14 protein-coding genes are annotated in these 12,587 nt (G+C 62.8%); 7 read left to right on the forward strand and 7 right to left on the reverse strand.

Annotated features, from left to right (window positions below):
* Nucleotides 1–3: 3 nt before the first annotated feature.
* Nucleotides 4–237: a putative acetyltransferase gene (locus QMG25_RS12740; RefSeq protein ID WP_283460747.1), complete on the reverse strand. Its 234-nt coding sequence runs from the start codon at nt 235–237 to the stop codon at nt 4–6.
* A 106-nt stretch (nt 238–343) separates the two neighbouring features.
* On the opposite strand from QMG25_RS12740, the gene fdxA reads away from it, so the two are divergent.
* The 6 genes from fdxA to QMG25_RS12770 all read left to right on the forward strand — a co-directional run bounded on the left by fdxA (nt 344) and on the right by QMG25_RS12770 (nt 5,400).
* Nucleotides 344–667: a ferredoxin gene (fdxA, locus tag QMG25_RS12745; protein ID WP_283460749.1), complete on the forward strand. Its 324-nt coding sequence runs from the start codon at nt 344–346 to the stop codon at nt 665–667.
* A gap of 9 nt (nt 668–676) precedes the next feature.
* Entirely contained in the window at nt 677–1,831 is a 1,155-nt protein-coding gene (gene dapC / locus QMG25_RS12750) for a succinyldiaminopimelate transaminase (RefSeq protein ID WP_283460751.1), read from the forward strand.
* 218 nt (nt 1,832–2,049) lie between these two features.
* On the forward strand, nt 2,050–3,333 hold the full coding sequence (locus QMG25_RS12755) for a citrate synthase (RefSeq protein ID WP_283460754.1): 1,284 nt from the start codon (nt 2,050–2,052) through the stop codon (nt 3,331–3,333).
* A 291-nt stretch (nt 3,334–3,624) separates the two neighbouring features.
* Nucleotides 3,625–3,810 (forward strand): hypothetical protein, encoded by a 186-nt coding sequence (locus tag QMG25_RS12760; protein ID WP_283460756.1) that lies wholly within the window; start codon nt 3,625–3,627, stop codon nt 3,808–3,810.
* Nucleotides 3,811–4,070: 260 nt separating this feature from the next.
* The gene (locus tag QMG25_RS12765; protein ID WP_283460758.1) at nt 4,071–4,694 is read left to right on the forward strand and encodes a TetR/AcrR family transcriptional regulator; all 624 of its coding nucleotides are present in this window, start codon (nt 4,071–4,073) and stop codon (nt 4,692–4,694) included.
* A gap of 148 nt (nt 4,695–4,842) precedes the next feature.
* The gene (locus QMG25_RS12770) at nt 4,843–5,400 is read left to right on the forward strand and encodes a hypothetical protein (RefSeq protein WP_349307139.1); all 558 of its coding nucleotides are present in this window, start codon (nt 4,843–4,845) and stop codon (nt 5,398–5,400) included.
* Here the strand turns inward: QMG25_RS12770 and QMG25_RS12775 are convergent.
* The 6 genes from QMG25_RS12775 to QMG25_RS12800 all read right to left on the reverse strand — a co-directional run bounded on the left by QMG25_RS12775 (nt 5,397) and on the right by QMG25_RS12800 (nt 11,233).
* Nucleotides 5,397–6,281 carry a hypothetical protein gene (locus QMG25_RS12775; protein WP_283460763.1) on the reverse strand — a complete coding sequence of 295 codons (885 nt, stop codon included), beginning with the start codon at nt 6,279–6,281 and terminating at the stop codon, nt 5,397–5,399. The genes QMG25_RS12770 and QMG25_RS12775 overlap by 4 nt on opposite strands.
* Before the next feature lie 27 nt (nt 6,282–6,308).
* Complete coding sequence (gene dapD, locus QMG25_RS12780; RefSeq protein ID WP_283460765.1) at nt 6,309–7,298, reverse strand: 2,3,4,5-tetrahydropyridine-2,6-dicarboxylate N-succinyltransferase; 990 nt, start codon at nt 7,296–7,298, stop codon at nt 6,309–6,311.
* A gap of 69 nt (nt 7,299–7,367) precedes the next feature.
* On the reverse strand, nt 7,368–8,963 hold the full coding sequence (locus QMG25_RS12785; protein ID WP_283460768.1) for a molybdopterin-dependent oxidoreductase: 1,596 nt from the start codon (nt 8,961–8,963) through the stop codon (nt 7,368–7,370).
* A 134-nt stretch (nt 8,964–9,097) separates the two neighbouring features.
* Entirely contained in the window at nt 9,098–9,907 is an 810-nt protein-coding gene (locus QMG25_RS12790) for an anti-sigma factor (protein WP_283460770.1), read from the reverse strand.
* Complete coding sequence (gene sigK, locus QMG25_RS12795) at nt 9,904–10,515, reverse strand: ECF RNA polymerase sigma factor SigK (protein ID WP_349307140.1); 612 nt, start codon at nt 10,513–10,515, stop codon at nt 9,904–9,906. Before sigK ends, QMG25_RS12790 begins: the two co-directional genes overlap by 4 nt.
* 46 nt (nt 10,516–10,561) lie before the next feature.
* Entirely contained in the window at nt 10,562–11,233 is a 672-nt protein-coding gene (locus tag QMG25_RS12800) for a fasciclin domain-containing protein (RefSeq protein WP_283460772.1), read from the reverse strand.
* A gap of 203 nt (nt 11,234–11,436) precedes the next feature.
* Between QMG25_RS12800 and dapE the strand changes: the two genes are divergently transcribed.
* Complete coding sequence (dapE, locus tag QMG25_RS12805) at nt 11,437–12,555, forward strand: succinyl-diaminopimelate desuccinylase (RefSeq protein WP_283460932.1); 1,119 nt, start codon at nt 11,437–11,439, stop codon at nt 12,553–12,555.
* Nucleotides 12,556–12,587 lie beyond the last annotated feature (32 nt).

Here is a 12,587-nt window from a genome sequence, read left to right on the forward strand (position 1 = left end):
TTGCTACTCCTGTACGCGCTTGGCGCGCCGCACGGGAGGCGGGGGGACAGCCTTGGCCAACTGGACGTCGTCGTACTTGATGGCGACATTTCCGCAGCGCGTGGCGATGGTGCAGCCACCCTCGTCGCGGTCGCTCAACTCGCCCAAGGCATCGGTGAGTCCGCCGTCGATCCTGTACCGGACCACCATGCGGGTGCCCAACGGAAGGCCGGCCAAGCGTTCAAGTGCACTGTTCACCTCTTCATACTAAGTCTCGCCGGGATGCGGGCGCGGCGGTGGTGGGGGATAATGGAAGCACCGGTTCGATCCGTGCCGGACTAAGCTTTTGAGGAAGGATGGTTACGTGACGTACGTAATTGCGCAGCCGTGCGTGGATGTCAAGGACAAGGCATGTGTCGAAGAGTGCCCCGTTGACTGTATCTACGAGGGTGAACGCTCGCTCTACATCCACCCCGACGAGTGTGTTGACTGTGGTGCCTGTGAACCTGTTTGCCCTGTCGAGGCCATCTACTACGAAGATGACACGCCCGAGGAATGGGCCGAATACTACAAGGCAAATGTGGAGTTCTTTGACGTGCTCGGTTCCCCCGGGGGTGCGGCCAAGGTAGGAAACACACACACCGACCACCCCATCATTGCGGTGCTTCCGCCGCAGAACCAGGACTGACCGGCACCCATGACGCCCCCACACGCTTCCAGCAAGCCCTTTGGCCTGCAGCTTCCCGAGTATCCCTGGGATGCGCTGGCGCCCTATCAGGCCAAGGCGGCCCAGCATCCGGGCGGCGTGGTGAACCTGTCCATTGGCACTCCCGTGGATCCCACTCCGGCCCTGATCCAGGACGCGCTGAAGGCTGCCGCGGATGCGCCGGGTTATCCCACCACGCACGGCACGGCTGAATTGCGCCAAGCGATCGTGGACTGGTTTGCGCGACGTCGCAACGTGCCCGGGCTGGATCCCCGGGATGTCATGCCCACTGTTGGCTCGAAGGAGTTGGTGGCTTGGCTGCCGCTGTTGCTGGGCTTGGGCGCGGGCGACGTCGTGGTGCGGCCACGCGTGGCCTACCCCACCTATGACATGGGTGCCGTGTTTGCCGGGGCCGCGAGTGTTGCCGCCGATTCGCTGGAAGAGCTCGACGCCGAAACCCGCGCCCGGGTGCGCCTGGTCTGGGTGAATTCCCCGGGTAATCCCACCGGCATTGTGCGCAGTGTGGCCGAGCTGAAGGAGCTGGTCGAGCAGGCGCGGGAGCTGGGCGCCGTCGTGGCATCGGATGAATGCTATGGCGAACTTGGCTGGGGCGCCTGGGACCCGGAGCACGGCGGCGAAGCAGTGCCCAGCGTACTGGACCCGCGGGTTTGCGGCGGCTCGCACGAGGGCTTGCTGGCCGTCTACTCGCTGAGCAAGCAGTCAAACCTGGCTGGCTACCGGGCGGCATTTGTGGCCGGAGACAGTGCCATCATGGCCAACATGGTCAACAGCCGCAAGCATGCCGGCATGATCGTGCCCCTTCCGGTGCAGGAAGCCATGCGCACTGCCCTGGCCGACGACGGACACGTCAAGGCCCAAAAGGACCTGTACCGCAGGCGCCGCGCACAGCTCGTGGGCGCCCTTGAGGCGTTTGGGCTCGCCATCCACCACTCCGAGGCCGGGCTGTACCTGTGGTGCACAGCAGGGGAGGACACCTGGACCACCATCGGCAGGCTGGCCGAACTGGGCATTGTTGCAGGTCCCGGCACCTTCTACGGGGACGCCGGCAACGGCTTCGTCCGCGTGGCCTTGACGGGCAGCGACGAGCGCATTGACGCCGCGGCGGAGCGGCTCCGCGGACATTGATCGCGGCATTTGGCTCCAAGGCCCCGATTCCCGGCGCAGGATTAGTGCTGAAGAGCAGTTAAGCGGTAGTTTCGTAGATAGCGGTCTAGGCCACCGGACGTTTAATGTGCTGAGTTTTTCTTGGATATAATCTCAACCGGCGCGGGTCTCCCGCGGGGCATGAAACTTGCACTGAACTAACCAAAGCCTCTCGCAGGCTACCTCATGAAGGGGACTCCATGACTGATTCCACGAGCGCATTCCTGCGCTACGACGGCGGAGAGCTTGAACTGCCGCGACTCGAAGCAGCAGAAGGCAACGCCGGTTATGACGTTTCCAAGCTTCTGAAGGAAACCGGCACCGTCACCTACGACCCCGGCTTCGTCAATACCGCAGCAACATCTTCCGCCATCACCTACATTGACGGCGATGCGGGCATTCTGCGCTACCGCGGCTACCCCATCGAGGAGCTGGCAGAGCACTCGAGCTTCCTCGAAGTGTCCTACCTGCTGATCTACGGCAACCTGCCCACTCCGGAAGAGCTTGACGCTTTCGACCAGCGCATCCGCCGCCACACCATGTTGCACGAAGACCTCAAGGGCTTCTTCGGCGGCTTCCCGCGCGACGCGCACCCCATGCCCGTGCTGTCCTCGGCCGTCTCCGCGCTGTCCACGTTCTACCAGGACTCCCTTGACCCGTTCGACGACGAGCAGGTGGAAATGGCCACCATCCGCCTCATGGCGAAAATGCCCGTCATCGCCGCCTACGCGCACAAGAAGTCCACCGGCCAGCCCATGCTGTACCCGGATAACTCCATGGACCTGGTCTCGAATTTCCTCCGCCTGAACTTCGGCGTTCCCGCCGAGCACTACGAGATGGACCCGGTGGTTGTGAAGGCCCTGGACCTGCTGTTGATCCTGCACGCGGACCACGAGCAGAACTGCTCCACCTCCACCGTGCGCCTGGTGGGTTCCGCCAACGCGAACATGTTTGCCTCCGTTTCCGCCGGCATCAACGCCCTGTTTGGCCCCCTGCACGGCGGAGCCAACGAGGCAGTGCTGAACATGCTCCGCCAGATCCGGGACAGCGGAGAACCCGTGGAAAAGTTCGTGGAGCGCGTGAAGAACAAGGAAGACGGCGTGAAGCTCATGGGCTTCGGGCACCGCGTCTACAAGAACTACGATCCGCGCGCCAAGATCGTGAAGGCCACGGCCCACGAAATCCTGGAAAAGCTCGGCGGCAACGACGAACTCCTTGACATCGCCATGCGCCTGGAAGAAGTTGCCCTGACGGATGAGTACTTCGTCTCCCGCAAGCTGTATCCGAACGTGGACTTCTACACCGGCCTGATTTACAAGGCCATGGGCTTCCCCGAGAAGATGTTCACCGTCCTGTTCGCCATTGGCCGCCTGCCCGGTTGGATTGCCCAGTGGCGCGAGATGATGAAGGATCCGCAGACCAAGATCGGCCGCCCGCGCCAGCTCTACACGGGCGAGCCGGAGCGCATGTACCCCTCGCGGTAGTCCCCACGCCCTCCCACCCCTCACAAGTTCGGGGCGGGGCCCTCGGGCGCGTGGGCCCAGAGTGTGGGTCCGATAAATCGCTGGCGCGATTTCCCGGGAACCTGGCAAGTGTGGGCCCACCACGCTTCTGCCCCTCACAAGTTCGGGGCGGGGCCCTCGGGCGCGTGGGCCCATCCCCCGTGGGCCCGGGTATTCCGGCGGTGGGTGGCTTTCCCTTGGGAGAGTCGCCCACCGCCTTTCTCATGCAAGCCCCTGTCACGAAACCCTCGTCACGAAAGTTGAACAACCCAAATGCTGAAATTGTTGCTGCATACCTTCTCCATGGCGTTCCCCATTGTTGTTGTGGTGCTGGGCATCCTGCTGCTGGTGGGCAAAACGGTGTTCCTCCCATACTTCATCGCCTCAGTTGTCGCCATGCTGGTGCTGCTGGTGCTGTTGTACCTGGACAAGAAAAAGGACGCAGCAGCCAGCAAGTAGGCAGGCTTGGCAGTCGAGCGCGTCGAGACCCGGCCCGCGTGCTGTTGCTTGCACGTCTGCGCATGGACGGTTCGACACCCTGCGCCCCTGCAATAGTGGCGGCACATCCGCGCCAAACGGTGCGCGGGCGGCAAAGCGGGCCCGGTGGTCGAGCGCGTCGAGACCCGGTAATTGAGCCCGGCAATTGAGCCAGGCAATTGAGCCCGGTAAATGAGCCCAATGAATGAGCACAGTTGAAACAAGTGTGCTAAAAAAGACATGTGCCTAAAATTATTGATGCCGATGACCGCCGCGAACTTGTTGCGGACGCTGTATTCAACGTGATTTCAGAGCGTGGCCTGGCACAAGCGTCATTGCGCAACGTGGCCCAGGCGGCCGGGCTTGCCCTGGGCTCGGTGCGGCACTATTTTGACAACCAGGCAGAGCTGATGGAGTTTGCCTGCCGGGTCAACTCCGAGCGCATCCACGTCCGCGCACTCGACAAGCTCGAAGTGCTCGAGGGGCAGCCGCTGCCGGGTGCAGCGGTGGAAGTCGTGGAAGCATGTGCTGGCGTCCTGGAGGAGCTGTTGCCCCTGGACGAGGCGCGGCGTGCGGACGCGGTGGTGCACATGGAGTTCATGCTTGCTGCCCGAACCAACACCGAACTCTCCGCTGCCGCCCGGGACGACTACCGGGCCACGGGCGCCGTCGTGGGCCGCGTGGTGCTGCAGCTGTTGGAAAGCCCGCTCGCCACTGCCAATCTGGTGCCCGTGGATGAGGCCGAGCGACTGATCGGCCTATTGGATGGATTGAGCCTGCGCATGGTCCTGCAGCCCGACTGGGCAGCTCCTGAACAAGGCCGGGCCACTCTGCGCAGGCACCTGAACGCGCTGCTGGCAAACTAGCTGCAGTTGGCCCGGTGCCGAGTCGGCCGCTTCAGCGTAAACTCGAAGGTGGGATTGCTGCACCAATACTGCGGCGGCTGGAGGCGGAAGAAGAATGCACCATACAGGCGGCCCCGGGTGGCGGATTACCATGGATACGTGTGGACCCATGCTCATGGCCCTTTATCTTCGCGATGTGGCAGGTCTGGTTGGCGCCGGCACCCCTGCCCTCTCGCATGTGGCGCCCACTGTCAATGCCTCGGACCACACCATGCTGATATCCAGCGTCGGCGGCACCGATGCCTTGCGAGACCAGTGGGAATTCTGGTGGAGCAGGCTGTTGCAGCAGGTGCCGGGCACCGAAGACACGCTCACCGCTCCGGACTTTCCCGAACTGGCCGGCATGCCCGCGCTGCAGCGGGTGGCACATGCGCACCATGGGGCGGCGCTAACCTGGGCACGGGAGCAGACGCAGCTGTATTCCATGCTTGCCCAACAGCGTGAAACCTTGGGCGGGCACAAGATTTTGGCGGACCTGGTGCAGAACAGGGAAATGGAACTCGGCCGCAGCGCCAGGGATTTCACCTTGACCATCCTGGAAGTGCCCCTTGCCGAACAGCGTGCATGGTTCATTGAGCCGAACCGCCTGATCATGAGCACCCACCTGCTTGACGACCAGGAAGCATTCTGCAGCTACGTCCAGCCCGTGGTGGATCTGCTCGTCTAGCTTTCCTGTGCCAAGGCCACATGGATGGCCACTTGTGACGGAGTTTCCGAGCCGCCGGTCTGCCAGCCAACATTTTCGCCGTCAACATTGGCTGTTCTGTCCCACGTTTGTCCAGCGTGGCTGACTTCTACGATGCCGAATTGCCCGGCATTGGCCAGCGCCCACTGGGCCAACATCCAGCCGTGGGCTTCGGAGACCTCAAAGTGCAGTTTTGTGCCGGTTTCCTCTTCCACGGCGTTGGCCTCCAACCGGCCCACAGTTCCCTCTGCCGCAGCGATAACGTCTTGCGCGCTGCTGCCCGAGACGGCTGGCGGGAGCGTGCAATTGAGCCCCGCCCGGCTTTGCCCCGTCATGGCCGAGGCAAAGGCCCGCGACAACTGCTCGTGCTTGCCGTACGCGTGCGGGTATCCGGAGCGCTGGACAATCTGGGCTGCGTCGTTGATGGGCAAGTCGGCATATCCGGACACCTGTTCCAGGGCGTCGTAGAAAGCGTTGGCTGAAAATACGGGGTCCATGATGTCTTCCATGCTGCCCCAGCCTTGGGACGGGCGCTGCTGAAACAGGCCAACTGAATCCAAATCGCCGTAGTCAATGTTGCGCAGCTTGGATTCCTGCAGGGCCGTGGCCAACGCGATGGAGGCTGCCCGTGCGGGCATGCCGCGTTGCACGGCCAGGGCGGAAATGAGGGAGGCATTTTCACTTTGGTCAAGCTCCAGCTTGTAGCTGCGGTCGCCGACGGTGGCGGTGCATCCCGTGGACAGCCCCGGAGCCATCACGTCCCGGAGCGTGCCGACAAGCCAAACGCCGCCACCAATAAGCAGGCCCGCACAGACCACGGTGACCGTCAGCAGCGCAGTGATGCGCCTGCTCCGCCTGCTCATGGCAGCGAGCCTGGGGCTGCTGCAGCGCTAGTTGGCATGCAGGATCTCATTGAGGGCCACCGTGGCTCCCTTGCGCGGCAGCGCTTCGACTTCGCCTGTAGTTGAGTTGCGACGGAACAACAGGTTGGGAACTGCCGAGAGCTCGCTGGCCTTGACCACGGCGCTGGTGGCCGTGCCGCCGTCGTTCGTGGATCCGTGGAGCCGCACCCGGCTCCCGGCGGTGATGTACAGGCCGGCTTCCACCACGGAGTCGTCGCCGATGCTGATGCCCACCCCTGAGTTGGCGCCCAGCAACACTCGCTCGCCTATGGCGACGCGTTCGCGTCCGCCGCCGGACAGCGTGCCCATGATGGACGCGCCGCCGCCCACATCGCTTCCGTCGCCCACCACGACGCCGGCCGAAATGCGGCCTTCAACCATGGAGGTGCCCAGCGTGCCGGCATTGAAGTTGACGAAGCCTTCGTGCATGACGGTGGTGCCTTCGGCCAAATGGGCGCCGAGCCGGACACGGTCGGCGTCGCCAATGCGCACCCCGGCCGGGATGACGTAATCCACCATGCGCGGGAATTTGTCCACGCCGTAGACCGTGACGGGGCCGCGTTGGCGCAGCTTGGCGCGGGTGAGTTCGAAACCTTCGACGGCGGCCGGGCCAAAGTTTGTCCAGACAACATTGCTGAGCTTGCCAAAGACCCCGTCGAGATTGATGGTGTTGGGGGCAACGAGGCGGTGGGAGAGCAGGTGCAGTCGCAGGTAGGCGTCGACGGCGTCCGCGGGGGCGGCGTCCAAGTCGATCTGGGCGAATACCAACTGCAAGCTCACATCCCTGGCTGTGTCGGTGCCGCCTGCCGCCAGTTCAACAAGCCCGGGATCGGCTTCGGGTGCATCACCCAGGGTGCCGGTAATGGTGCCAAGAGCGGGGCTGGGGAACCACACATCAAGGATGGTGCCCGAGCCGGTGGTGGTGGCAAGGCCGAAGCCGTGGGCGGAGCGCTCTGTGGGTGCAGCTGTTTGGGTCATGGGACAAGTTTATCGCTAGCGGACACCCGGCTGTTGCCACCGGGGGCCCACCAACGTCAATAGGGATGCTTAGGCAACTGTGAAGGTGATGGAATGCCAGCCCGAAGAGCCGTTCGGCGCAGGGGGAGCTTGTTCTTCTATTTGCAGTTCACCGTTCGCGTCGTAGGCACGGACCTGCACATTGTGTGATCCAGCCGGTGCGTCCTGCCAGACATAGGACCACTGCCGCCACGTATCCACCGATGCTTCGGCAGCCAGCTCGGCCTCGAGCCACTCGCCGTTGTCCAACTGGACTTCAACTTTCGAAATGCCCTTGGTCTGCGCCCAGGCGCTGCCACCGATGGCGACCTTGCCGGCGGGAACACGGGCCAAGGCCTTTGGCACCTCGATGCGGGAGGAGGCCTTGATGGGTCCATGCGAGGACCATCCGCGCGAGGTCCAGTAGCCCGCCTTCTCGGCGAAGGTTGTTACTTCCAAGTCGACAACCCACTTGGTGGCCGAGACAAAGCCGTACAGACCAGGCACCACCATGCGGACGGGAAAGCCGTGCTGCAGCGGCAATGGTTCGTCATTCATGCCCACGGCCAGAATGGCGTCGCGGTCATCCTGCAGGATGGGCAGCGGGGTTGAGGCGCTGAAGCCGTCGCTGCTGGTGGAGAGGACCATGTCGGCCCCGGCCTTGGGCTTTGCCCGGGCCAGCACCTCCCGCAGCGGGTAGCCGAGCCATTTGGCGTTGCCGACCAGGTTCCCGCCCACCACATTCGATACGCAGGCCAAGGTTACATAGGTCTCGATAAGATCCGATCCCATAAGCTCCTCGAAATCGAGCGTGAACTCCTCTTCGACCATTCCATGCACGCGCAGCTGCCAGTTGGCAGGATCGAGCTCCGGCACCACAAGCGCGGTGTCGATGCGGTAAAAGTCGTTGTTGGGTGTCACAAAGGGGGTGACACCTTCCACCGGCGCCTGGACTCCGCCGGGCAGCGCCGCAGCCTTGGTCTTGGCGGCCGGGAGCTTGAGGGCTTCGCGCACTTGGCGGACGGCGTTGCGCGTGCTGGAAAGGGCGTTTCCGGCAACACCTGCCACGACGGCTACTCCCGCCAGTGCCGCAGTCCTGAGCAAAAAGGTCCGACGGGTGGGTGAACCGGCCGTGGGGCTGTGCGGGCCCGATCCTTGGGCCTGAGCCTCCTCGGCATCCTCGGATTGCTCCGGAACCGGGGTCAGGAAACGCAAGCTCCACAGACCGGCGGCCGTGCCGATAAGCAAAGGAAACAGGTCCGCGATGCCTGCACCGGAGCGCGTGATGATGGCGGCGGCCATGACAAGGGCAAAGACAATCACCAGCGCTGCGCCGGCCTTGAAATTTCTCCGGGCCAGAATTCCGGCCACTGCGGAGAATATTGCTGCGACAACACCCATGGAGATGAGCAGGACCATTTTGTCATTGGTGCCAAAGGTGGCGATGGCGAAATCTTTCAGCCAGCTCGGGGTGAAGTCGATAAAGGTGGATCCCACCGATGTCAGGGGAGCTGCGGCGGGGCCGAAAAAGACCGAAAGCAGTTGGGCCACGGCGAACAAAATAGCTGCCGCAACAAGCCCAGCCAGCGCCCCTGGCCAAATGGCATGGATACGGTGTTTGCGTGGTGTCTTGCTCCGAGTGCTCATCAGATGATCCTTAAGACTGTTGCGTGGCTACCGGGCAATCGTTCTTTCGGTAGAAGTGCTCTTAAAGTAGTTCGGAGCGGACCCGCTGCCGGATTGCTTCGACAGGGGTTCCGCTCCAAAAAAGTTTCTACCGGCTAAAGTGCCTGCACCAGCAGCGGAGGGGTGGTGGGTGCCGGTGAACCGCCTGCGGGCTCAACGGTGATCCCTACATGGGTGGCACCATCCAATGGCCCGTCGAGGACCTGCAAACCGGGAGTGGGGGAGCCTGGATTTTGCATCAGCCCGGCGGGAACAGCACCGGCCGCGGAAATGAACCACAGCTCATAGGTTTTGTCGGCGGGAAGTTCAGCCATGCCCTGAACCAGCACGGCAGCCTGGTTGGCCTTCCCGGAAGACGCGACCGTCACCGAGGCGCCGTCGGCCATTTCGGTGGTGGCAATCTTGGCGTCGGATGAACTGACGATGCCCAGCATGGCTTCCTGCTGGGCCTGGGCGGTTGCCTGCTTGTCTTCAAGGGCCACCAGGCGTTTCTGCAAGTGCGTGTCGGTGGTGTTTTGGCCGACAACCCATCCCACGACACCGGCAAAGACCACCAAGGCTGCGGCGGCGCTGAGCGCCGGCATCCATCGATTGCCCTTGGCGCTGCGGGAACTTCTCCCATGGTGGGCACGCGATTTGGCCGAGGAAATATCGCGCACTTCAGAAGGGGCTGCGAGCTGTCGCTTGGTGCGAATCGCTGCCATGAGATCAGTCTTCAGCTGTGCCGGCGGCGCCTCTTCTTCGGTGCCGAAGGCCAGCAGTGCCGCCGTCTCGGCAAGGCTGCGTGCCTCGTCGGCTGCTTGCGGGTCGGTCAGGGCGTAGCGCTCGAAGTCTGCGCGTTCGTCATTGTCCAGGGCGTCCAAAGCGTAGGCGCCGGTATTCAAGTTCAATTGCTTGTCCATCATGCGACTCCTAACTTGCTTCGCATCCTGATCATGCCGTCACGGATTCTAGTCTTAATTGTACCCACTGGAACCTGAAGAAGCTCAGCCACCTCTTGATGGGTGTATCCACCGTAGTAGGCCAAGCTGATGGCTTCCTGTTGAGCGGTTGTGAGGGACTTCAAGGCCTGCTGGACGCGTTCCGCTTCCAATTGCCCTTCAACGGTGTCGGCAACATCCTCGTAGCTTTCCTTGTACTCCTTGATGCCTTGGCGCAGGTCCCTGTCGGAGCTGGCTTGGCTGGCCCTGACTTTGTCCACGGCCTTTCGGTGCGCAATGACCAAAATCCAGGAAATGGCTTTTCCCTTGTCCCGGTCAAAGCGCGAGGCTTGTTCCCAGACGTCAAGGAAAACTTCCTGAGTCACTTCCTGGCTCTGGGCAGCATCCCTGACCACGCGGCGCACCAAGCCAAAAACCCTGGCTGCCACAGCGTCGTAGAGTTCCTCGAAGGCCGCCTCGTCGCCTTGGGCGACGAGGCGGATAAGGTCTTCATGGGATAATGGAGTCAAGGACTCCACGGATCGCAGCCAAGGTACACGCATGGTGTATACATTGCCACGTTCCACATCCACAAGCGGACTTCCTTGGAGCTGTGTTGCGTTTTATTGATGCTCCGGATTACTTCTTGGCCGGGGGCATCAGCACGGAGTCGATGAGGTAAACCGTGGCGTTGGCGGTCTTGACGCCACCACAGATGACCTTGGCGTCATTGACCATCAGGTTGTCTCCGCTGCCGGTGACTTTCAGGTCGCTGCCCTCAGCCGTGGCATGCGTGCCGGCAACATCGCTCGGGGACAACTGGCCGGGGACCACGTGGTAGGTGAGGATGGAGGTCAGCGCAGCCGAGTCCGTCTTCAATCCATCAATGGTTTCAGCCGGGATCTTGGCGAATGCTTCGTCAACCGGAGCGAAGACGGTGAAGTCGCCGGAGTTGAGGGTGTCAACCAAGTTGACATCCTTGTTCAGCTCTCCTGAAATGGCGGCCGTCAGGGTCTTCAATAGCGGGTTGTTGGAGGCTGCGGTGGCGACCGGATCGGCGGCCATGCCCGCAACTGAGCCTGCGCCGTCGGGGACGGCTTCTGCGTAGGCGGCACAGCCGGATCCAACAAGGTCCGCTGACATGGCATCGGCGGATGCGGGAGCCGCTGAGCTCATCGGCGCCTCGGAGCTTGAGCTCGGGGTTTCGGTGGTTGCTCCGCTGCAAGAGGTGATGCCCAGTGCTGCGACGGCCAGGATGCCCAGGCCAAAGCTGACGCGCTTACGGTTTCCGGTCTTCAAGGTGGTGTTCATGATGAGTCTCCATAATGTAAAAGCGGAAAGATTCCGTTTGTTCCCTGCCGTTGCTGTTGTCGCTGCTCCGGTTTGGGCTGTCAGAGAGTACTTCGGAACTGCACGGAAAACGGATTGGAAATTGGGCAGAATAGTTTTTGACAGACATTCGTCCCCGCTAAACTGTGGGAATGAGCAGCGACAGAAACCCCGAAAATCCAGCTATGGCAGCCTCTGCCATCCCCTCCGTTGCAGGGCAATATGGCATCGGGATGCTGGACATCCACCAGGACGTGGCACAGCTTGCTGCCGCCCTGATGGACATTGAGAGCGTCTCCGGAAACGAGCGGGCGATCACCGACGCCGTGGAGCAGGCGCTTGCCGGGCTGGACCACCTGCAGGTGACGCGCAACGGCGATGCAATCGTGGCCCGGACGTCCTTGGGTCGGCGCGAACGGATCATTTTGGCAGGCCACCTGGACACCGTGCCCTTGCCGGCCACGCCGGGGGCACGTGGGACGGTGCCGAGCTGCTGGGATGGCGACGTGTTGTACGGACGCGGTGCCACCGACATGAAGGGCGGGGTGGCAGTGCAATTGGCCCTGGCCGCCACACTGCTTGCACCGAGCAAGGACCTCACCATTATTTTCTACGACCACGAGGAAGTGGCAGCTTCCAAGAGCGGCTTGGGCCGTTTGGTGCGCGAAAACCGTGAGCTGCTCGACGCCGATTTTGGCATCCTGCTGGAACCTACCAACGGGACGGTGGAAGGCGGCTGCAACGGCACCATCCGCTTTGAAGCGACCACACACGGTGTGGCTGCACATTCGGCACGGGCGTGGATGGGGGAAAACGCCATCCACGCTGCTGCCCCGCTGTTGGCCCGCCTGGCCGCCCATGTTCCTGCCACCGTCACCGTCGAGGGGCTGGACTACAGGGAGTCGCTGAACGCCGTGAAGGTGCACGGGGGGTCGGCCTCCAATGTGATTCCCGACAGCTGCGTGGTGGAGATCAACTACAGGTTTGCCCCGGACAAGACTCCTGCACAGGCCGAAGCCCATGTGCGCGAGGTGCTGGCAGGCTTCGAACTGGTGTGCACGGATTCAGCCTCCGGGGCCCGGCCCGGACTCAACGCGCCGGCCGCCGCCAGCTTTGTTGCCGCCGTCGGAGGTGTCCCGCAGCCCAAATATGGATGGACGGATGTGGCCCGACTGAGTGAACTGGGCATTCCCGCCGTCAACTTTGGCCCGGGGGATGCCTTGCTGGCCCACAGCGACGACGAGCATGTCAACGCCGAAGCCATTCACGAATGCCTGGCTGCCCTGACCCGCTGGCTGTCATAGTCCGCTGGCTGTCGCAGCCCCGCGCCCGTGGA

Origin of the sequence: Arthrobacter sp. H35-D1, from assembly GCF_030063185.1 — a bacterium.
Classification (GTDB): domain Bacteria; phylum Actinomycetota; class Actinomycetes; order Actinomycetales; family Micrococcaceae; genus Specibacter.